The sequence below is a fragment of the Bordetella sp. MIP270_01_BMS genome (assembly GCF_054958705.1).
In genome coordinates, this window is record NZ_CM143297.1 from 3,452,424 (window position 1) to 3,473,437 (window position 21,014).

The 21,014-nt window shown below is 62.7% G+C and carries 22 protein-coding genes; 7 read left to right on the plus strand and 15 right to left on the minus strand.

Features of this window, described 5'->3' with window-relative positions; all coding sequences use genetic code 11:
* Window positions 1–431 precede the first annotated feature (431 nt).
* The 4 genes from ACV17W_RS16205 to ACV17W_RS16220 all read left to right on the plus strand — a co-directional run bounded on the left by ACV17W_RS16205 (window position 432) and on the right by ACV17W_RS16220 (window position 3,845).
* Window positions 432–1,097, plus strand: coding sequence for a DedA family protein (locus ACV17W_RS16205; protein WP_462593354.1), 666 nt, complete (start codon window positions 432–434; stop codon window positions 1,095–1,097).
* Between the two features lie 144 nt (window positions 1,098–1,241).
* On the plus strand, window positions 1,242–2,120 hold the full coding sequence (locus ACV17W_RS16210; RefSeq protein ID WP_462593355.1) for an RNA polymerase sigma-70 factor: 879 nt from the start codon (window positions 1,242–1,244) through the stop codon (window positions 2,118–2,120).
* Between the two features lie 123 nt (window positions 2,121–2,243).
* The gene (locus ACV17W_RS16215) at window positions 2,244–2,687 is read left to right on the plus strand and encodes a cupin domain-containing protein (protein WP_462593356.1); all 444 of its coding nucleotides are present in this window, start codon (window positions 2,244–2,246) and stop codon (window positions 2,685–2,687) included.
* Between the two features lie 153 nt (window positions 2,688–2,840).
* Entirely contained in the window at window positions 2,841–3,845 is a 1,005-nt protein-coding gene (locus ACV17W_RS16220) for a LysR family transcriptional regulator (protein ID WP_462593357.1), read from the plus strand.
* A 1-nt stretch (window position 3,846) separates the two neighbouring features.
* Here ACV17W_RS16220 and ACV17W_RS16225 read toward each other — a convergent pair whose 3' ends face one another.
* The 8 genes from ACV17W_RS16225 to ACV17W_RS16260 all read right to left on the minus strand — a co-directional run bounded on the left by ACV17W_RS16225 (window position 3,847) and on the right by ACV17W_RS16260 (window position 10,950).
* Window positions 3,847–4,332: an Ohr family peroxiredoxin gene (locus tag ACV17W_RS16225; RefSeq protein WP_462593358.1), complete on the minus strand. Its 486-nt coding sequence runs from the start codon at window positions 4,330–4,332 to the stop codon at window positions 3,847–3,849.
* 23 nt (window positions 4,333–4,355) lie between these two features.
* Complete coding sequence (locus ACV17W_RS16230; RefSeq protein ID WP_462593359.1) at window positions 4,356–5,108, minus strand: SDR family oxidoreductase; 753 nt, start codon at window positions 5,106–5,108, stop codon at window positions 4,356–4,358.
* Between the two features lie 10 nt (window positions 5,109–5,118).
* Window positions 5,119–5,598 (minus strand): carboxymuconolactone decarboxylase family protein, encoded by a 480-nt coding sequence (locus ACV17W_RS16235; RefSeq protein ID WP_462593360.1) that lies wholly within the window; start codon window positions 5,596–5,598, stop codon window positions 5,119–5,121.
* A gap of 163 nt (window positions 5,599–5,761) precedes the next feature.
* Window positions 5,762–6,679 carry an MBL fold metallo-hydrolase gene (locus ACV17W_RS16240; RefSeq protein WP_462593361.1) on the minus strand — a complete coding sequence of 306 codons (918 nt, stop codon included), beginning with the start codon at window positions 6,677–6,679 and terminating at the stop codon, window positions 5,762–5,764.
* 514 nt (window positions 6,680–7,193) lie between these two features.
* On the minus strand, window positions 7,194–7,565 hold the full coding sequence (locus ACV17W_RS16245; protein WP_462593362.1) for a DUF4148 domain-containing protein: 372 nt from the start codon (window positions 7,563–7,565) through the stop codon (window positions 7,194–7,196).
* A 41-nt stretch (window positions 7,566–7,606) separates the two neighbouring features.
* Complete coding sequence (locus ACV17W_RS16250; protein WP_462593363.1) at window positions 7,607–8,716, minus strand: FAD-dependent oxidoreductase; 1,110 nt, start codon at window positions 8,714–8,716, stop codon at window positions 7,607–7,609.
* A 114-nt stretch (window positions 8,717–8,830) separates the two neighbouring features.
* Window positions 8,831–9,175 (minus strand): DoxX family protein, encoded by a 345-nt coding sequence (locus tag ACV17W_RS16255; protein ID WP_462593364.1) that lies wholly within the window; start codon window positions 9,173–9,175, stop codon window positions 8,831–8,833.
* A 191-nt stretch (window positions 9,176–9,366) separates the two neighbouring features.
* Complete coding sequence (locus ACV17W_RS16260; RefSeq protein WP_462593365.1) at window positions 9,367–10,950, minus strand: GMC family oxidoreductase; 1,584 nt, start codon at window positions 10,948–10,950, stop codon at window positions 9,367–9,369.
* Between the two features lie 201 nt (window positions 10,951–11,151).
* On the opposite strand from ACV17W_RS16260, the gene ACV17W_RS16265 reads away from it, so the two are divergent.
* The 3 genes from ACV17W_RS16265 (at window position 11,152) to ampC (ending at window position 14,392) form a co-directional block, all read left to right on the plus strand.
* Window positions 11,152–12,210, plus strand: coding sequence for a helix-turn-helix domain-containing protein (locus tag ACV17W_RS16265; protein WP_462593366.1), 1,059 nt, complete (start codon window positions 11,152–11,154; stop codon window positions 12,208–12,210).
* A 90-nt stretch (window positions 12,211–12,300) separates the two neighbouring features.
* Window positions 12,301–13,086 carry a YdcF family protein gene (locus ACV17W_RS16270; RefSeq protein ID WP_462593367.1) on the plus strand — a complete coding sequence of 262 codons (786 nt, stop codon included), beginning with the start codon at window positions 12,301–12,303 and terminating at the stop codon, window positions 13,084–13,086.
* 136 nt (window positions 13,087–13,222) lie between these two features.
* Window positions 13,223–14,392, plus strand: coding sequence for a class C beta-lactamase (gene ampC / locus ACV17W_RS16275; protein WP_462593368.1), 1,170 nt, complete (start codon window positions 13,223–13,225; stop codon window positions 14,390–14,392).
* Window positions 14,393–14,430: 38 nt separating this feature from the next.
* Here ampC and ACV17W_RS16280 read toward each other — a convergent pair whose 3' ends face one another.
* The 7 genes from ACV17W_RS16280 to ACV17W_RS16310 form a co-directional block, all read right to left on the minus strand.
* On the minus strand, window positions 14,431–15,411 hold the full coding sequence (locus ACV17W_RS16280) for a Bug family tripartite tricarboxylate transporter substrate binding protein (protein ID WP_462593369.1): 981 nt from the start codon (window positions 15,409–15,411) through the stop codon (window positions 14,431–14,433).
* Window positions 15,412–15,473: 62 nt separating this feature from the next.
* On the minus strand, window positions 15,474–15,812 hold the full coding sequence (locus ACV17W_RS16285) for a carboxymuconolactone decarboxylase family protein (RefSeq protein WP_462593370.1): 339 nt from the start codon (window positions 15,810–15,812) through the stop codon (window positions 15,474–15,476).
* Window positions 15,813–15,837: 25 nt separating this feature from the next.
* A complete protein-coding gene (locus tag ACV17W_RS16290; protein WP_462593371.1) occupies window positions 15,838–16,605 on the minus strand; it encodes an enoyl-CoA hydratase/isomerase family protein in 768 nt (255 codons plus the stop codon).
* A gap of 21 nt (window positions 16,606–16,626) precedes the next feature.
* Window positions 16,627–17,367: an IclR family transcriptional regulator gene (locus tag ACV17W_RS16295; protein ID WP_462593372.1), complete on the minus strand. Its 741-nt coding sequence runs from the start codon at window positions 17,365–17,367 to the stop codon at window positions 16,627–16,629.
* 8 nt (window positions 17,368–17,375) lie between these two features.
* The gene (locus ACV17W_RS16300; RefSeq protein WP_462593373.1) at window positions 17,376–18,956 is read right to left on the minus strand and encodes a class I adenylate-forming enzyme family protein; all 1,581 of its coding nucleotides are present in this window, start codon (window positions 18,954–18,956) and stop codon (window positions 17,376–17,378) included.
* 11 nt (window positions 18,957–18,967) lie between these two features.
* The gene (locus ACV17W_RS16305) at window positions 18,968–19,954 is read right to left on the minus strand and encodes a Bug family tripartite tricarboxylate transporter substrate binding protein (protein ID WP_462593374.1); all 987 of its coding nucleotides are present in this window, start codon (window positions 19,952–19,954) and stop codon (window positions 18,968–18,970) included.
* Between the two features lie 283 nt (window positions 19,955–20,237).
* The gene (locus tag ACV17W_RS16310; protein WP_462593375.1) at window positions 20,238–21,011 is read right to left on the minus strand and encodes an IclR family transcriptional regulator; all 774 of its coding nucleotides are present in this window, start codon (window positions 21,009–21,011) and stop codon (window positions 20,238–20,240) included.
* Window positions 21,012–21,014: the final 3 nt, after the last annotated feature.

A 21,014-nucleotide genomic window follows, 5' to 3' on the forward strand; every position in this document is an offset into this window, starting at 1 on the left:
ACTGCGCGGCGCCGGTGGCGATGCCGGTGGCCGCCAATGCCGCGATGCTGGTGATCACGCTGCGGCGCAGGGGTTGGTGCGGAAAGATCATTTGCGGGTCCTTGGGTGGCGAATCGTGCTGCCATCGTAGGGTCGGTTCGTGCAGCGCGGTAGCCACGCTGCGTGAAGCATGCTGTTGCGGTGCTGGCACCAATGCGTGTGCGCGGGTTCATCCATGTCGTGGCCCGCTCGAGTTCAGTTGTTGCCCGGCAGGCAACAGCGTGCGTCCTCGTTTGCCCCTACTGCCGCGGCCGTGGTTCGCCTAGGATCTGTACCAGCGCCGCCATAACGAAGCGGGTCATGGCCCGCCAGGGCGGCGCAGGCCAGCTTCTCATTCCATCGCCGCAGCGTGCGCTTGCGCCGCGAGCCCAACTCGGAACAGGACACGACTCATGCCGTCTTATGAATTGGTCGCCCACTATGGCGCTTTGCTGGTGTTCCTGAATGTGCTGGGTTCATCGCTCGGCATGCCGGTGCCGGTCATGCCGACATTGATAGGCGTTGGAGCCAGTTATGCGTTGAGTTCCGACGGACTGGCACCGTTGGCCGCATCAATGGGAATCGCGCTGGCGGTGGCGGTCGGCGCAGGTGTGCTGGCCGACCTGGTCTGGTTTCGCGGTGGCAAGCGGTATGGAGTGCAGGCTCTGAACACGGTATGCAGCCTGACCCCCGCGCGCGATGCCTGCATGAACAAGACGGAGGGTTTCTTCGGAGCATATGGCGTGCGCCTGCTCATTGTGTCCCGTTTCGTTCCGGGGCTGTCGCTCGTTGCCGTACCGATGTGCGGTGCAATGGGGGTGCGCATGCGGGATTTTCTCGCCATGGACGTCCTGGGGCTGCTGCTATGGGCAGCTAGCGGCCTTGCTATCGGTGCCTGCTTTGCCAGAAAAATCCAGATGCTATTGAACGCGGTGGCTTCCGTCGGAAGCCATACGACCCTGATGGCGGGGTGCGTCCTGATCTCGCTTATCGCATATCGCTACGGCCGGCGGGTACTCCTGGACAAGGCGGCTTCGGAATCCAGCCGGGCCGGCTCCGGCACCGCCACGGATCGATAGGCCATACTCGCTCCCAGGCAGTAGAATCTGTCCACCACTACTGATCGGCGGGCCCATTGGACGGCGAGGTGTTGGGTAGTGGCGACCGGGCGCCGCGGCAATATGGCTGCCCTCTGTCCGTATATTCCTGGCGTGGCCCCAACCATGACCGACTTCGTGCACGTGTTCGAACGCTACCGGCCCCGCCTGTACGGTATTGCCTACCGCATGCTGGGCGCGGTGGCCGAAGCCGAGGATGTGGTGCAGGACGCCTGGCTGCGCTGGCATGGCGCTGACCGCTCGGGGCTCGAAAACCCCGAGGCCTGGCTGGTGCGGGTGACCACCCGGCTGGCGCTCGATCGCTTGCGGGCAGCCAAGGCAGAGCGCGCAAACTACGTGGGTGTCTGGCTCCCCGAGCCCATGTTGATGGCGGTGCCTTCCACGCCTGAACAGATTCATGAACAGGCCGACGATGTGTCGATCGCTTTTCTGTTCCTGCTCGAGCGCCTGTCACCGGACGCACGAGCTGCTTTCCTGATGCGCGATGTGCTGGGCGCAGACTACGGCGATATCGCGCAGACGCTCGAGAAAACCGAGACAGCGACGCGCCAGCTGGTGAGCCGGGCGCGGCAGCAGCTGCGCGACGGCGAGCCGCGGCAGTCAGTACCCCGCGCCACGTTGCGCCGCTTGTTGACCGCTTTTTCCGACGCGATGCAATGCAGCGATTTCCACGGACTGCATGCGTTATTGAGCGACGATGCGCAGCTTATCGGAGACGGTGGCGGCAAGGCTACCAGCTTCGCCAGCCTGGTTGGCGGAAAACGACTGGCACAGCTGTTCTACGCGGGTAAGCGGCGCTTCCGCGATGCCTTGCATACCGAAGTACATCAGGTGAACGGGCAATGGACGCTGCTGCGCTTTATCGACGGTGAACTTGAATCGGTGCAGTCATACGACACCGACGGTGAACGCCTGACCCGGGTGCTGGTGCAACGCAACCCGGACAAACTGGCGGGCATCGCGAAGGCGCTGGGACGCGGATGACCGGACGCCCTTGAGCGCGTTTGGTGCGCAGCACTCAACATGGTGGTCCATGGCGTGGGCCTACCGGAGCCTGACTCGAACTCCTACGATGTGGTGGCCATCCCACCCTTCAAGGAGATCTCCATGTTCCACCCCCAGACCTACGGCTTGCGTGGCGCCGCCGTCGGCGCGCTGCTGCTCGCCAGCGCGTTTGCACACGCGGATTCGCCGCATCACGGGGCGTCCGCAGGCCACGCCGCCGATCCCGTCGTCACCGCCCTGATGACCCAGCCCCTGCCTGGCTTGCCGGGCAAAGAAGGAATGATGATCCTCGTTGACTATCCGCCCGGCGGTGCGGACCCTGTTCATCGCCATGATGCTTCGGCATTTGTCTACGTGCTCGAAGGCAACATCGTCATGCAGGTCGAAGGCGGCAAGGAAGTCGCCCTTGGCCCGGGCCAGACGTACTACGAGGGGCCGAACGATATCCATACCGTGGGGCGCAATGCAAGCCAGACCGAACCGGCCCGATTCCTCGCGGTGCTTGTCAAGCGGCAGGGGGCTCCTGCACTCATCCCCCTGAAGTGAACCACGGCAGGCGTAATAGCGTTGGTTCGTTCAAGTTTTTGATTGAAAAGGCCTTTTCCTGTAAGTAGGCCTTTTTTTTGCCTGTGGCGTCACAAAATGGCTTGCCGGTACGTCTTAGTGGGTAGAATCAAACCACTCATGGCGGCACCCATCATGACGACACCTTCTCCCGTCTTTCCAGCGGCCTTGCCCGTTCAGGGGCGCAACACGCTGGCCGAAACCTTCGCCATCAGCTACGCGGGCGTAACGGCTTTCATCGCCGTGGCGGCCGAAGGCAATTTCGCCAAGGCGGGCGACCGGCTCGGCATCGGCCGCTCGGCAGTCAGCCGCAGCGTACAGAAACTGGAAGATCAGCTGGGCACGCGCTTATTCGTGCGAACCACGCGCAGCACGTCCCTGACGGCCGAGGGCAAGCGGTTCTACGAACAATGCCAACCTGGCGTCGAGCGCATCGTGCAGGCCTTGGACAGCATGCGCGAGCTTCGCGAGGGACCGCCCGCCGGTGAGCTGCATGTCTGTTCAACCGTGGGTTTCGGACGCAAGGTGGTTGCGCCGCTGCTGCGGGGATTCTGCCAAGCCTACCCTGATGTCTCCGTCGAACTGGTGCTCGATGATGCCCCGACCGACTTCAGTGCAGATCGGATCGACGTATCGTTTCGAAACGGCCGCATGGAAGACAGCCAGGTCATCGCGAAGAAGATCATTCCCATGCAGATGATGCTGTGTGCGTCCCCGGCATATGCGGCCGCCCATGGGCTGCCGGCCAGTGTGGAAGAGCTTGCCGATCACCAGTGCGTCAATTTCCGGCTGGCGTCGGGCCGGACGTTCGATTGGGAATTCAAGATTGGCGGCCGGCTGCACAAGTTTGCTCCACCGGCCAGGCTTACTTTCAATGACGCCGATCTGGTGCTGCAGGCTGTGCTCGAGGGACAGGGACTCGCCCAGATGGCGGGCTACCAGGTGTGCGAGCATTTACGTGACGGCACGCTGCTGGCTTGCCTTCCGCAATATGCTCCTGAAGACCGCGGTCATTACCTATGCTTTCTCAGCCGCCAGCACTTGCCTATGCGCATTCGAGTGTTCATCGACTACATGACGGAGAGAATCCGCGCCCTGGACCTGCAGACCATAGACAGTGTGCTGCGTCTGCCGACGTGAGCTACTGCGTAAGCGCGACCACGCTCTGGATGCCGCCTTGCGAGTAAGGACAAAGGCGCTCCGTGTTGCGTACCAGTTCTTCGGCCACTGCCTTGTCGAGCCCGGGCAGGTGAATATTGATATCGGCAGTCAGGGCGAACAATCCATCGACCGGGTCTCGCCCGAAAGAGATGGTCGCCGTTACTGCCGCGTCGGTCAGGACAACCCCGGCGCGCTCCGCCAGCATGGCCAGTGCACCGTGAAAACAGGCGGCATAACCGGCGGCAAACAGCTGTTCAGGATTGGTGCCCCCCCCGCGGCCGCCCAGCTCCACAGGCAACCGCAGATCGACTGCCAGTTCGCCATCGTCGGAGATGGCGATGCCCGACGCACGCCCGTGCGCGGCTTCGCCGCCGCGCACCGTCACGCTGGTGGTGTAGAGGGGAAAAAACTCGTCCCCCCGGTACTTTTCGAGGATCGACTGAGAAGGGGGCTGCAATTTGCTCATGAAGGTCCTCGAATGTGCGATGGCTAATGCTGGCGTGACCGGTCGAACCAGGTTTCGAAGTCGATCGATCCCAGATGGGGCCCGGGTCCGGGCACCAAGGTGGCATCGTCGAGCCGGGCACCAAAGTACCGCGCTTCAGGGTCGGCCTTCACCCGGCGTGCGTCGCCAATTTTATCCATGTAGCGCCGTACCAGCTCCGCCAGGCGCATCCGATGCGGCCCGGCAATTTCAACCGTGTCGTTGACCGGTTCGGCCAGGGTGGCTTCGGCCATGGCGAGCGCCACGTCATCCGACGCAATGGGCTGTATGTAGGCGGGTGACAGCACCACCTCGTCGCCAATGGTTCCGGACTGCACGATGCCCCCCAGGAACTCGAAGAACTGTGTGCTTTGCACGATGGAATAGGGTATGCCGCCCGCCTTGATCAACTGTTCCTGGGCGATCTTCCCGCGGAAGTAACCGCTTTCTGCAAGGCGGTGCGTGCCTACGACCGACAACGCTACATGGTGCCGGACCCCGGCGCGAGCTTCGGCCGCCAGCAGGTTGCGCCCCGACGTCTCGAAGAAATCGAGCACGGCGCGGTCTTCGAACGAAGGCGAGTTGGCGACATCCACAACCGTTTGCACGCCTGCCAGGGCCGAGTCCAGGCCCTCGCCGGTGATCGTATTGACACCGGTGGCCGGCGAGGCTGCCACAGCATCATGGCCACGCTCGGTCAGCCGCTTCACCAGCTTGGAGCCGATGAGCCCCGTGCCGCCAATGACGAGGATTTTCATGATGTTCTCCTTAGTTGAACGTGGCTTTGTCCAGGCCATAAGCCTTGTCGGCAGAGCCTGGCACCGTACGGAAGCCCACATTTAGGCGATTCCATCCATTGATCGCCATGACGGCGAAGCTCAGGTCCGCGATTTCCTTCTCCGACAGTTGTGAGCGCACGCGCTCATAGATGTCGTCGGACACCCCATGCGGGTCCAGTGTCGTCAGCGCTTCCGTCCAGGCCAGGCATGCCCGCTCGCGCGGTGAAAATTCGGTGGATTCGCGCCAGATGGCTACATGGTGCAGGCGCAGTTCACGCTCGCCATGAATCTTGGATTGCTTCACGTGCATGTCCAGGCAGAAGCCGCAACCGTTGATCTGGGATGCGCGGACCTCGATCAGGTCCAGAATTGATTGTTCAATGGCGCTGGATTTCAGCAGCATGCCGAACTCCACGAATTTCTTGAACAGTTCGGGCGATTGTGCGTAGGCATTCAGTCGTTGGGTCATGATGTTTCCTTGGTTAGTCAGCGTTCAGGTCAGTTGGGAAGGGCATGCCGCGATGTTGATCAAATCGTAGGTGTGCCGCGAGTCGGCCGGAAGGTACGCGGCAGGGACCACGGTGTTGCCCTGTGTGCACCAATACGGGGCGGCCGAGCTGAGGTGGCGGCGATCAGTAGTCCCAGATAATCGGTACCCAGCGAAAGGCGTCGCCGTCCACCATGACATGTCCAACAGAGGGGAAAGGCAGATGGGCGGCGACCAGCAACCCCCGGCTCTCCGCCAGTTCGCGAAACAATCCGATGCGTACGCGGGCCGATGCCTCGGGATCGTGTTCGAATCCGTTGTGCCAGTCGGGATGATCGAAACCGACCGGAAACATGGCATCTCCGGCAAAAGTGAGTCGCTCGCCGTCGGACGTCAGGTCCACCACGCTATGGCCCGGTGTGTGTCCGCCTGTCATGCGCACAAACACGCCGGGGGCAACCTCGCGCTTGTCATGAAAGACCTGGATCCGGTCGCGATACTCGTTGTAGAAGCTGGTGGCGGTGGTGCGCAGCACATTGGGTACCGGCTTGGGCATCACTGTCTGCGAGAAATCGGGGGATACCCAGAAGTCCACTTCCGTGGCGCAGACGTGAATGCGGACATTCGCGCCCAGGCGCTGTTTCACTTCGTCGACCAGCAGGCCGCCTACATGGTCCATGTGCATGTGCGTGATGATCACGTCCGTGATCGATTCCAGTGCGATGCCCGCGGCGTCCAGGCGTTGCGGCAGCTGGCCGGCGCGTGGAAAACCGGAAAATTGCCGCCCCAACCCGGCGTCGATCAGAATCGTCTGATCGCCGCTTCGGGCGACCATCACATTCAACGGCCAATCGAAGGCGTCGGGCGGCATGCACATGTAGTCCAGCCATTTGGCGAGGTCCGCCGGATCTGCGTTGGTGGCCATGGTGGCGGTGGGCAACGGAAGGACGCCATCGCTGATCACGAGCGCTTCGATCTTGCCGATCTGCACTGCGTAACGGGACGGTACCGGGTCGTGGGGGACGTGGGCAGCGGGAGCCTGTGTGTTTTCAACAGCGAGCATGAGGATATCTCCGATGGGTTGCGCGGCGCACGGGCAGGGCGCGGGCCGCGTGACGTAGAGCTGGGCTGATAGGGCGCCGGATCAGCCTGCGGGTGTCCGCAGGTCATCCTTTCCGCCTGGCGTCGTGAGCCGGCGATGGACTCGCTCCGCAAGCCCGGGGTGTGGGGCTGACGACGCAAGCCTCATGGAAAGAAAGGATGGCTGTATCCTAGGTTCGCGCGCTGGCGCGCGGTAGGCATACGGCGGGAAGCATGCTGTTGATGCGGGGGCACCAATAGAGCAGGGCCTGGGGTCTGACTGGCCCGGCGGCCATGGGATGCACAGCATCTGAATGACGTCACGCCGCACTGACGTGCGCGGCGCGGAGATGGGGTGGCGACACAGGCGCGACGCAATAACGCCTGGCGGCGTGGCGTCGTCGGCTCAGGCGTTCTTCCGCCATCGCCAAGGGCCCGGCTGATCGGATTCGAGCCGGGCCCCGGTTTGCCTTCACACAGACAGACCCGTCACACGCCTAAAGGCTGACGCGAACGCCTGTGAGGTTGCGGGCCTGTTCATAGTCTTTTCGTTTGCGGAGGTAGCTCGCGCTACCGGTATCGGGCGTATTGTTGGTATGCCATTCCTGCGCCAGCCCCGATCGGTTCCAGGCATCGAGGTCGGACACGATGTCGATGCGCCGCAGGGTCGATGCAACAGCAGGTACATGGGTCTGCTCTTCCGGATTCAGCTCTCCCCTGGCTTGGGCGAGAACCAGAGCTTCCCGTACCGCGGCGCGAGTCTCAGTAGAAGCGCTCGGGGGGACATCGGTTTCTTCCGCGGCGTGCGCATAGGCAAGCGGGGACCACGCAAAGATGGCCAGTGCGGCTTTGGCAATTCTGTATTTCATGGCTTCTTCCATATAAGTAGGGCTTGGTGATTTTGAGCGCCCTAAGGCTGCTCGAGCAGCGGTCCGTAGCTTTTCCTGTAGAGCTTGTTGCCGAGCATCCGAAACACGCTGGAACGAGCCCATGAGGGTAGAGATCGCATCTTGTCGCGCGCGGCGCATTGCTTCTGCACCCACCCCACGCGCGGCTGGCGCCGTTGCTGGTACGCGCCGAGTGCGGCATCGACGTCGCCTTGCGTGGCGAGCGTCTCGGCAAGGACGAGGGCGTCTTCCATCGCCATGCCGGCGTTTTCCGCCATGCTGGGCGACGAGGCATGGGCCGCGTCACCCATCAGCACGATGCGTCCGAACACCCACTGCTTCATGACGACCCGCCCGATACGGCCGAAATGGATCTGGGTGCGGTCGGACACCTGATCGACCAATGGAAATACCGGCGCGGTGAACCCTTTCAGCTGACGCGGGTGTACATGGCGCATCGATTCGTGGTCCGCGCCCTTGGGCAGGGTGATATCGGTATACACGTAGACCTGCCCCGGGGTTAACGGTATGGCCAGCAAGGTGCAGCCGTCCCCCAGCATGGCGGTCCAGCAGTCGATGCCGGTAGAGTTGCGGGTGACGAAGCGCCAGGACACCTGGTTGCTGTATTCGGGTATGGTCGAAGGCGAGACCATCTTGCGCACACATGAATTGATACCGTCCGCACCCACGACCAGGTCATAGGATTCGGACGCTCCGTCAGTGAACAGGACGTCGCATTTTCGGCCGGCTTGACGAATGTCGGTGATCGAGACGCCGTAGCGTATGGCGGATCGTGGCACGGCATCGCGCATCAGGCCGTGTACCGAAGCGTGGGGGAGCGCGAGGCAGGGCCCGCACATGCCCCACACATCTGCCGTGCGCGTATTGCAAAGCAAGCGCCCATGGCGGTCCATGATCGTCTGGTTCTCGACGGGCATGGCTTGGGCTTGTATGCGTTCCAGCAGGCCGAGCTGGCCGAGGGCACGCGTGGCGTTGCCGGGCAGGAACAGGCCTGTGCCGGCGTGCGTATCGTTGATTTGCCGTTCGACGATGTGTGCATCAAGGCCCCGCCGCTTGAGCGCAATGGCCAGCGACAGGCCGGCCACACCGCCGCCTACTATCAAGATTTTCATGTGAGTTCGTGTCCTTGTTCTACCGCCGCGCGCTTCTGACCGCATGTCGTGGCCGTGCGGCATCACGGGCAGACGCAAGCGGCGCCCGGCATGCGGTGGCGCGTACGGGAAGTCTTATTGCGAGCGCGCGGCCAGCGGAAGCAGGGCGCGTAATGCGCCATGGCGGAGATACAGGGAGCCCCACACGCCCACGCCCAGCAGGACGCTGACGATCTGTGAAGGCGAGCCGAATTCGCCGATGCGTACGTGCGTGCAAATGGCGCCGCCGAGAAATCCTGTTATGAGGATGGCGCCCACCATGCTGGTGCGGGGCCACAGATAGAGAAGGACGCTGACCGCCAGCACTGCGCCAATGGCGGGCGCGAGTTCAATCGGAAAGCCCGTGGCTTTCAGGTTCGGCGCCAGCAGATGCGGTGCGAAAAGACACACGGCGGCATCCGCGCTCAGCAGCAGTGTCACTATGGTGCCCAGGATTCTGCCCGCCCGGCAGGCGGATCGAGAGGGTCTGCTTATTTCATTCGTCGTATCGATGTTCACTTTTTTTGCTCAAGGGTGTGGGATACAGGGTCGGGGCCGCCTGCTGCGCCGGATAGCGTGCGCGGCGGCGGGTCCGCGTCCAGGGATAGTCGTTCCGTCCCGAGGGTCAGTGCTCAGGCACGATGCGCCGATCGGATCTCGTCGGCGGCTCGCTCGCCGATGACGACGCAGGGCGCCATGGTGTTGCCGCTGGTGACGTGCGGCATGATGGACGCGTCGGCAATGCGCAGTCCCTGCACGCCATAGACGCGCAGTTGTCCGTCCACCACCGACATGGCGTCGCGCCCCATCTTTGCGGTGCAGGACTGGTGCCAATACGTCACCGCGGCATTGCGGATGTAGTGGTCCAGCTCTTTCGCGTTGAGTCTGCCGGGAAGCCGCTCGCCCTTGGCAAGGCCGCGGAAGGCCGGCTGCGCGCCGAGTTCCTGCACGAACCGGATGTTATCGATCGCGCATTGCACATCCGCGGGATGTGAGAACGTATTCGCCCGGATGACGGGAGCGTCGCCGGGGTTCGGGCCCGACAGGGTGATGCGTCCGCGGCTCTGGGGATGCGCCAGGCCCGCGAACATGGTCCAGCCTTGCGCGGGCACGCCGGGCCCGGCTGTTTCAGCGCTGGGCACCGGGAACTCCACCTGGCAATGGAACATGTCGGGCAGACGCAGCGTACTGTCGCTGCTCCAGTAGAGCGTGGCTTCCGATCCTCCGTGGCCGATGGCCTGCGGCTTTTCGTACTCGAAGATCACCGCGCACGAGACGTGGTCCTGGTGGTTGGCGCCCACACCGGGCAAATGCTGTACGAGCGGAATGCCGTGGCGGCGCAGTTCTCCTTCCGGCCCCACCCCCGACTGCATCAGCAGCTTGGGTGTATTCACCGCGCCAAGCGACAGAATGACTTCGCAATCGGCGTAGAAGCGACGTGCCTGCCCGTTGACGAGCGCCTCGACGCCCACCGCGCGCTTGCCCTCGAATACCAGCCGGCTGACGCAGGTATCCGTAAGCACAGTGAGGTTGGCCTGGCGGCGCCGGGGATGCACATAGGCGCGATAGATGGAATGGCGCCGGCCTTCTTTCACGATCAGGTCGTTGATTGCGGCACCGCCACGGCCTTCCATCATTTCGCCGTTGGGATTGTCGTACACGGGCACGCCCATCTGCCGGGCGGCTTCGAGCATGGCGCTGGCGATAGGCTGGGCATCGCGAGCGGGGGCGACGTGGACGGGGCCCCCGGTGCCACGGCGCAGCGAATCGGGCACGCCCCAGTAGTCTTCCACGCGCTGATAGATCTTCAGTACGGACGCGTAGTTCCACGACGGGTCGCCGCTTTCGGCGGCGAAGTCTTCCCAGTCGTTCTTGTGGCCGCGTGCCCACACCATGACGTTGATGCTGGACCCGCCGCCCAGCCCGCGCCCCATGTTCAGCGGCATCTGCCGCTGATTCAGGTGCGGGTTCGCCGCGCTGGCGAAGTTCCAGTCACGGTCGCTGCCCAGGTTGTGCGGCCAGTTGCCGGGCTCCATGACATGCGGATGATCGTCGTCGCCGCCCGCCTCGATCAGCAGGACGCGCACGTCGCGGTTCTCGGCCAGCCGGCCGGCGACGACGCAGCCGGACGTTCCGGCTCCGCACACGATGAAATCGAAATGGTTGGCGCGGCTATCCATGGGCACGGGGTCGGCATCAGGGTATTGCTGTTTCACAAGCGGTTCCGTTGCTGAGGTTGAAGGAGCCGGACCCGAGGGTCAGGCGCCGCGCAGCATATATCGAAAATATCAAAACTATCAAATTTTAATGTTTTCAAATCATTGCATCGCTGATCCGTCCCCGCTTTGGCGGCTGCGTTAAACTGTGCGGTCAGCGTGTCGGCACGCACCATTCCGCTAGCGCGCGTACCCAGGCCGATGGAAGACAAGGTCCTCACCACCACCGAAACCGCAAAGCTCTTGGGCATATCTGTCCGGACCGCTCAGCTGTTGATTGAAAGCGGCGGCCTGCCTTCCTGGAAGACGCCCGGCGGGCACCGACGCGTACATCGGTCCGACGTCGAAGCCTTCATGGAGCAGTCCCGAGGGTCGGGCGAGGCGGCGTCAGCCACCGTTTATGTCGTCACCGCGGCGGCGCGCCAGGCGGAACTGCGCAAGCTGCTCGATTCGATCGGGCATGTCGTCCCGCACTTCTTTCCCAACACGTGGCTGGCCGCCGTCGCAGCGGGCGCCCGCTCGCCGGCGCTCGCAGTGGTCGACCTGGATGCATGGCCTGAAGAAGGGCTTGAACTCTTGCGTACGCTGGCCACCGATAGCCGCCTGAAGAACACGCGGCTGGTGGCTGTGACAACCCGGTCGCGCGGCGACATCGAGTCGCTGCCCGGCCGGGTTCACCGCGCGGGACCCAAGACCCTGGCAGAGACCGTCAGACTGCTTACCCAGGATCCTTCCGATCTGATCGATCGCGTCATAAAGGGCGACTTTCCAATCGCCCCTAACGAAGCGAGCCGCCTGCAAGCGGTTCAACGATCAGGGTTGGTCCATACGCCGGCAGAAGAGCAGTTCGACCGCGTGACCTGGCTGGCGGCATGGGGCCTGAGAAGCCCCATCGCCCTGATGAGCGTGCTGACCCCTGACCTGCAATGGTTCAAATCGTGCCAGGGGCTGGAACTCACCGAGACTCCGCGGTCGTGGGCATTCTGCAATCACACCATTCTGCAACGGGGTGTATTCGAAGTCCGCGATCTTTCGGCAGACCCCCGGTTCGCGCAGAATCCCGCAGTGGCCGCCGCCCCTCATCTCCGGTTCTACGCGGGCGCTCCCGTATACGACCCGGACGGTTTCGCACTGGGCTCGATCTGTATCGTGGACTATCACCCGCGCAGGCTCGACGCGAGCCAGAAGCGAACCCTGTTGGAACTGGCCGCCATCGCGTCTGACGAGGTCCGGCTGCGCGAAGTCACCGCCAGGACTTAGTCGGCGCAGCTGGCAACATCTGGAAGCGCGTGAGCACTAGCGCTGCGCAACTTCGTACGAGTAGTATTGCCGTCTTTTCGACCGACGGAGATGCACGTGACCCTGTTGCTGGTGGTAGTTCTATGCCTGATCGCGCTGGGCATCCGGTGGTTGAAGTGGCGGCGGACAGCGGCGGCCTGTTGGGCATTGGCAGGGGTCTGCGTGCTGGCGGTCGGGTGCGGGCCCATGGCCGCGATGCTGGCCGGCACCTTGCAGTCGGGGTACGAAAGCCGGCAGGACAACCTGGCGTGGGGAACGCGCAACGTCATCCTGGTGCCAGGCGCCGGCATCATGCGCGTCGAGTACACCGTCGAACCCGGCCTGTACGCGTATTCGAGGTTGGCAGAGTCGGCGAAGCTTTACGCGCACTGCCGTGCGGTCGCACAAGACTGCAAGCTGCTGCTCAGCGGCGGCGATCCGGCCAGGCTGGGCATATCCGAGGCCCAGGTATATGCAGACGTCCTGCAATCGCTGGGCGTAAACGGGCCGGACATCCTGCTTGAACCCGACAGTCTGCACACCTGGCACAACGCCCAATTTTCAAGCGAGCTGCTGAAAAAGCACGCACCCGACCGGGTCGTGCTTGTGTCATCCGGCCTGCACCTGCGGCGCAGCATGCTTTATCTGGAGCACTTTGGCGTCGAACCGCTGCCGGTGCGCAGCGACTACCTGCGAGCCGAATACTCCGCCATTCCCCTCGCCTACAATTTCGCCGTAGCCGATTTCGCGCTGCATGAGTACGTTGGTATCGCCCGCTACTACCTTTACAACTGGATGGGATGGAACGCGCCCAAGGCAGGCACGAACCAGGCCGTCGCGCAGGGGCACGTCCGTTGATGGCCTCCCGGCGCCGCACCATGCCGATGCACCCGGCAGCAACGCACTGCGCCGGTAGCGTATTCCGTTCCAGGCGTTCTTTTGCGGTATCCGGCGACGCCGCGCGACTTCGGAAACATCACAGGAAATTGACGCAATGAGACGACGAACCGCACTGAAGCTGGGCGGCTTGGCGGCCGGATCCCTGTTCCTGCCCAACGTGATGCGGACCGCGCGTGCGCATTCGCATACCGGGCTGGACACGACCGTCGTCACGGAAATGCAGCGCCTGATGCGCGAGCATGCCATTCCCGGCATGGCGGTGGCCGTGACGCATCGGGGGCAATCTTTTTTCTATGCCCGCGGCGTGGCGTCCGTGGAGCACGGGCGCGCCGTTACCGAGCAGACACTCTTCGAAGTGGGATCGATCAGCAAAACGTTTACAGGCGTGCTGGGGGCGTACGCACTGGCACGGCCGAGGCTTGCGCTGTCCGACACGGCGGAGAAGTATGCGCCGGAGCTTGCCGGCAGTGCGGCGGGCAGCAGCAGCCTGCTCGACCTTGCCACGTATACCGCCGGCGGACTGCCATTGCAGTTTCCCGCTGAAGTCACTGACCACCAGCGCATGATCAACTTCTATCGCAGCTGGGCACCCGAGTATCCCGCCGGCTCGCGCAGGCTGTATTCCAATCCCAGCATCGGTCTGTTCGGCCTGCTGGCGTCGCGCAGCCTGGGCAAACCATTCAAGGAAGCCATGCGGCAGGATCTGCTTGCCCCGCTGGGCTTGAACCACACCTATCTTGACGTGCCCGAGTCCCAGATGCAAAACTATGCCTACGGCTATACGAAGGCGGGCAAAGCGGTACGGGTCACTCCCGGCGTGCTGGATGCAGAAGCCTACGGCATCAAGACCACGGCGCCAGACCTGTTGCGCTTCCTTGAGGCGCATCTTTCACGGACCGAACTGGATCCCGTCCTTCGCCGCGCGGTCGAGACGGCGACCACCGCTTACTGCCAGGTCGGGCCCATGAGGCAGGGGCTGGGTTGGGAGCTGTACGATCCGCCGGTGACGCTTGAAAAGCTGCTGGAAGGCAATTCGGCGCAGATGGCGCTCGAACCCAAGGCGGCGGTCCGGCTGGTCCCACCCGTACTGAGCAGCGGCGACGCCTACCTCAACAAAACCGGTTCCACGAACGGCTTTGGCGCCTATGCCGCTTTTGTGCCCAGTGAACGGTTGGGTATCGTGATGCTGGCCAACAAGAACTATCCGAATCCGGCGCGGGTGGAAAGCGCTTACCGAATGATGCGCGCTGCGGCGAGGCGGTAGCAGCGGGCGGCGGCCGAACAGATTGCCGCCGTCTTTGATTACTGCAGCTTGATGTCGGCTTGTTTGATGATCTTGCCCCACCGGTCGTAGTCGCGCTTGAGGATCTCCTGTACCTGCGCCGATGTGCTCGACAGTGTTTCCAGCCGCTGAGCCTGGATCTTCGCTTTCAGCTCGGGGTCATTCACCGCCTGCTGCAACGCCGCGCTGAGCTTGGCGCTGACACTCTCTGGCAGTCCTTTGGGCGCGATGACGGCCCACCAAAGATCCTCGCCCGCCTGCGCGTAACCGTCGACGCCGGCTTCATTCATGGTGGGGATGTCGGGCAGGAACGGGCTGCGCTCGGGGCTGGTCACGGCAAGGGCGCGCAAGTTGCCGCTTTCTATGTGCGGCATGGAAGTATTCAACGTATCGAACATGAAGGTGACGTTGCCGGCCATGACGTCCGACAGTGCGGGTCCGCTGCCGCGATACGGCACGTGGGTCAGCGGCGCACCGGTTTTCAGGCGCAGCAGTTCGCCGGACAAATGATTCGACGACCCGTTTCCTGCAGACGCGTAGGTAATGCTGCCGGGCTTGGCGTTGGCGAGCGCGATGAGTTCCTGTACGGTCTGGGCCGGCACCTTGCTGTTGACGACCAGTACGTTGACGAATCGGCCGGCGAGCCCGATAGGGGTGAAGTCTGTCAGCGGGTCATAAGGCAGATTGTCGTAGATGTGCGGATTGATCACCATGTTGCCGACGCTGGACATGCCGATGGTGTAGCCGTCGGGCGTGGCACGGGCGATAGACGAGATGCCAACCGAACCGCCGGCCCCGGAGCGGTTCGAAACCACGACCGGCACAGCGAGCACTTCGCTGAGTTTCTGCGCGATCGGTCGTGAAAACGTGTCCATGGATCCGCCAGCGGGAAACGGAACTACGAACGTGATGGGCCGTTGAGGCCAGGCGTCCGGGCTGGCCAGGGCGGGTTGTGCGCCCAGGCAGAGCAAGCCCAGCAGTGCGGCGAATAAACGCGGCATGTTTGTCTCCCCTTGTTTTTATTAACCAAGGCGGCCCATCACTGTGGGCCGCGTGCTGTTTGTTACTTGGCGGCGGCGTTCGCGGCGTCCAGTGCGCGCGAGGAATAAACCAGGGCAGCGCCCGCGTTCAACGCCACGGCGACGCCCAGGGCTTCCGCGATTTCTTCGGTGGTCGCGCCTTCATCGCGTGCCCGTTTGGAGTGCACCGAAATGCAGCCGTCGCAGCGCGTGGTGACCGCCACGGCCAAGGCGATGAGCTCGCGGGTTTTGGCGTCGAGAACATTGGTCTTCTGCCCGGCCGAGGAAAGTACTTGGTAGCCCTTGACGGTATCGGGGCTGGCTGCGGCGAGTTTGCCGATACTGTCCATGAGCTCCGTGCGGTATTCGTTCCAATCCAACATTGATTCTTCTCCTAGAAGGGTGGGGTCAGGGCTTCGAAAAAGTGCCGCGGCCGGCTTTCGCTTCGGCCGTCTGCGCGCAAAGCATGGCCTGGTCGGCATCCATATGGCTGCCAAGGTGGTTCAAGGCATTGGCCACCGCATTGATGTTCTGTTTGGACATGCGGACGGCAACGGCGGGCATGCTGGCGACTCGCTTGGCGAGCGTTTCGGCTTGAGCCCGTGCCACGCCGTCGGGAACCAGGAAGTCGACGATTCCCCATTCGTGCGCGGTGCTGGCGGACATGCGGTCGCCGAGCAACACAATCTGCTTCGCGCGGGACGCTCCCACCATGTTCACCAGCCTGGGAATCGTCTGCCAACCCAGGGGTATGCCAATCTGCACCTCGGGCACGTAGAGGAATGCCGACTCGGCCATTACCCTCCAATCGCAAGCCAGCGTCAGCGCGATACCGCCGCCGACATTCAGGCCTTCGATGGCCGCGATCGTGATCTGCGGCATCTCTTCCCACGCGCGACACATTTTCGTGCCACGCGCCGCGATGTGGCGCCGTTCGGCGAGACTTTTATCTTCAAGGTTCCATCGGGTGGGGTCGCCCAGATCGATGCCGGCCGAAAATTCCTTGTCATTGCCGGTCAGGATGACGCACTGCGTTTCCGTGTCTTCCTGGAACTCCAGTGCAATACGCGTCAGTTCAAGAACCATCTCCTGCGTCAGCGCGTTGCGCTTTTCGCCTCGATCGATGGTCACTGTGGCGATAGGTCCGTCATGGGTGACGGTGATGGCCTGCGTCATGAATTTTTCCTGTGAGCGGGTCTAGACGTTCAGAATGTCGGCAACCGCCTGCTGCGCTGCGGCGCGCAGCACATTGACGAGTTCAGGTATGCCGTGCGACTTCAACCGCGCGGAAGGTCCGACCACGCCGATGCTGTATGGGGTGCTCTGCGTGCCGAACATCACCGGGCAAGCTACGCTGAACACGCCTTCATCGATTTCGCCGTCGCATACGGCGTAGCCCTGCCGTCCGACCTGGCCCAGCTCGTCCAGCAGCGCCTGCATATCGTCGTGCTGGTGTTCCTCGACAAGGGGCTGGAGCATCCGTTGGGCGAGCGCGGGGTCGGCATAGGCGAGAATGGCCTTGCTGGAAGAGCACCGGTCGAGCGGACGCGCACCGACTCCCGGATATATATACGAGCGGTCGCGGCGGGTAGGCGTGATGGCACGGACCAGGTCCACGCCATCGTGTTGCAGGCGCGCCAGAAATGCGGTTTCGTCGAGCTTTCCGACAATGAAGCTGAGGGCCGGCTCGAAGCTCGCCAGACGCAAGTCCTGCAGCACCGAGCTGCGCATCAGCCGCAGGATGGCGGGGCCCAGCGCAAAGGTGCCGGCCGCCTCGTCGACCTGGATATAGTCCATTTCCCTCAGCGACGTGGCCAGGCGATGGGCAGAGCTCTTGGGCAGCTTCGTGGCCTGGGCAAGCTGCGGCAGGGAAAGCCCCTTTTCGCTCGAAGCGATTGCGTCAAGAATGAGGTGATACCGCTGAAGTGGATTCGACATAGTGGGACTCAAGCCATGGTGCGTAACGCTAGCTTATCCACTTTCCCGATCGACAACATGGGCAGCGAACTGCGGATTTCAATGCGTTTTGGTGCCTTGTAATTGGCCAGGCGGTCTTTGCACCAGGTCTTCAGATCCGCATTGCTCAGGGTACTGCCCGGACGCAGGATGATGTATGCATGTCCGACCTGCTGATAGAAGTCGTCGTCTACAGATATGACGGCCGCCATCAGCACCTCGGGGTGCTGCTCGAGTACGATTTCGATTTCCCGGGGGTACACGTTGTAGCCTCCGGATTTGAACATCTCTTTGATGCGGCCCACCAGCCTGAACCGCCCGTCTTCCTGCAAGACCGCCGTGTCGCCCGTCTTGAGCCACCCGTCTGGCGTAAAGGTGGCTTGAGTGTTCTTCTCATCGCGAAGGTAGCCGGACATGCAATAGCGCCTGCGCACCTGCAGCTCACCCTCGATGCCCGCGCCCAGCGGGGTACCGGCCTCGTCCGCCACGCGCAGCTGGCCTTCGGGAATCGCCAGGCCAATGGTGTAAGCGGCCGATTCCAGCGTGTCGGTATCCACGATATAGCTTACCGAGCCGCAGGATTCCGTCAGGCCATATGTCGAGCCGATCTTGGGACAGTACCGACTGATATTCTGCAGAATCGGCATGGGGATGGCGGCTCCGGAAAAAATGAACCATTCCATCTTGCGCAGAATGCTGATGTCGAACGTCGGTTCGCGCAGCAACATCTGCATCATCGTCGATCCGAGCATCAGCATGTTCATGCCATGACGCTCGATCAGCGGCATCACGTCTTCGGTGCGGTACCGGTCTTGATACACCACCGTGCCCCCCGCCAGGATCTGCGACAGCCCCCTGAAATGCATGCCCCCGATATGATTGATCGGTGCGAAATTCAGCACCACAGGATGGCTCTTCACCGCAAAGGTGTTTGCCTGTACCGTCGAACGGTAGATCATCGCCTCCTGGCTGAGAAGCACACCTTTCGGGTTGCCCGTGGTGCCCGACGTGTACACCAGCATGCAAGGCGCGGCCGGATCCACGCCGGGGAGCGCCTCGCGCGGTTCAGACGGCGCCTTGCCGTTGGCGAGTGCTGTCAATAAGGCGTCAGGCGTAGCGCCATCGCCATCATAGAAAACCGTCATCGGCCGTGCCGAATCGGCGGATTCAGCCATGGCCTCATTGAGGTCGGCGACGTAGTCTCGCTCTTCAAAGCCCTTGATCGACACGATCAAGCCGGGACGGGCGTGGCCCACTACATACGCCATCTCGCGGATGCGATAGCGGGGGTTCAATCCCACCCAGACCGCGCCCAGCCGGGCGGCGGCGAAGAAAGTGATCATTGCCTCCGGACGCGGGGGCGAGAGCATGGCAATGCAGTCCCCAGCTTTTACCCCGAGGGCCGCAAGCCTGTGCGCACACTCTTGCACGGACGCTGCGAAGTCGCGATACGTCAGTGCGACGTCTTCGTAGGCCAGCGCCCCACGGTCGGGAAACCGTTCGGCATGCTGGGCCAGGATTTCGCCCCATGTGTGCCCGGGAAGCCGCGGTATGAAATCTTGTTCGAGCATCGTGCCGCACCTTAGAACTTGATGTTCTTCTTTTCGACAATGTCTTTGAATGCGGCCGCCTGCTCGGTCACGAAAGCGCGGGTTTCTTCGGCATTGCGGAAGTCGATGATGCTGCGCATGCCCTTGATCTTTTCCTTGACCACCGGGTCTTGCATCGCCACCGAAAACGCCTGCTCCAGCTTGGCAATAATGGGTTTGGGCGTGCCTTTGGGGGCGGCCATGATGTAGGAAATCACGCTGGCGGTGGCATCGGGGTAGCCCGCTTCAGTCAGCGTGGGCGTATCAGGAAGGTACTCGGAGCGGTGATGCTGCAGCACGACCACCGACTTGGTCTTGCCTGCGTTGATCATTGCGCCTGCGGCGTTGGTGCCGTCGACCATCAGGTCGACCTGGCCGCCTGCCAGCGCCGTGACGGCTTCCACGCCTTTGTAGGGGATGTGGCGGAACTCGACTTTCGTGTCGTCCATCAGGACTTCACCTGCCAGATGTGTCGACGAGCCGACGCCGTAGGTGGCGTAAGTGAAATTGCCGGGCGATTTGCGCGCCTGCTCGACGATTTCTGACAGCTGGGTGGGAACGCCGAGCCGGGCGGTCAGCACCATTTCGGTTCCCCCCAGCGTCGCCACGTAATCCAGCGACTTTTCGGGTGAATAGGGCGCCGGTGAAATCGCGTACGGAATGAGCGTGTAGCTGGTGTTGGTCGAGACGATCAAGGTGTAGCCGTCCGGTTTGGCGCCGATCACCATGTTCATGCCGATGACCGTGCTGGCCCCGGGCTTGTTCACAACGATGAAGGGCTGCCCCAGTTCTTCTGCAGCGCGCTCGGTGGCAATGCGCATGAACTGATCCGATCCGCCGCCGGCAGAATAAGGAATGACCAGGGTGATTGGCTGGCGCGGATAGGCGCTGGCGTCTTCAGCTGCCATCGCCACGCTGGCGAGGCTGGAAATCGCCACACCCGCCGACACGATCCCCACGCTGCGTACCCACTTGTTCATATTGCTGTCTCCGTACTCGCGATGAGCGTTTGAATTTTTATTCGGCCATCCCAAAAAACAGGATGTGGTCTCATATTATGAGATGAGGCGAGTTTGGTCAACGGCGAGTGCTGAATCGGAAAATGCCGCTGTTCACCTCGGCAGGCAGGCGCGCCAGGCTCGCGACGCACCTGCCGCGAGGGGGGCGCATCGCCATGGGTGGTTCGTGGGGTGAGGGAGCAGCGCGGCCTTGTGGCGGCGCGCTACGCCGCCGTGGCGGCTGGGGACTGCGACGAAGGGATGCTCAGTTCGCCCCGTCGACCGCAGGCAGTTGTCCGGCCCAGCCCAGCTGCATCGACAGCTTTCGAGCGGAAGCGATGAGCGCGCTTTCGATACGGGCTGTGAGGTCGCGGTTCAGCTGCGCGGTGGGGACGCCGACGCCGAGGGCGGCGGTAGGCAGGTTGGCCGCATTGAAAACGGGAGCGGCAAAACCATCCACGCCCGCGATTGCTTCACCATACGAACGCGCGATGCCCGTCTTCCTGGTGCGCTCAAGTTCGGCCGCCAGCTCGCCGGAATCGACCTCGACCGCCCCATCGTCGTCAGCGGAAGGGCGGCGGACGTCCTCGACATAGGCGCTTGTCGACCAGGCAAGAATGGCCTTGCCGAGTGCGGACGAGCGCAGCGGGCCACGGCTGCCCGGGTATAGTGTGTGGCCGAAAGCGGAGGGCGTGCTTTCCGTGCAGATGACGATGTATTCGTTACCGCTCGGTATGGCCAGCGTGGAAAACTGCGACACCTGCATGAACAGTTCCGCCACGATGGGTTGGCCCAGCTTCACGAGATTCAGATTGCGCAGGTACGAATTCGCAAGCCACAAGACCTGCAGGCCGATCGTAAAGAAGCCGGTGTCCGGGTGGCGCTGCACGTAGCCTTTGGATTGCAAGTCGTGTAACAGTGCGGTCAGGCTGCTTTTTGGAATGGATAGTCCCCGGGCGATGGTCGTGTGATTGCATCCGTTGGGACGCGTACCGATGAACTCGAGGATTTCCAGAACGCGCAATGCTGACTTGGACATCGT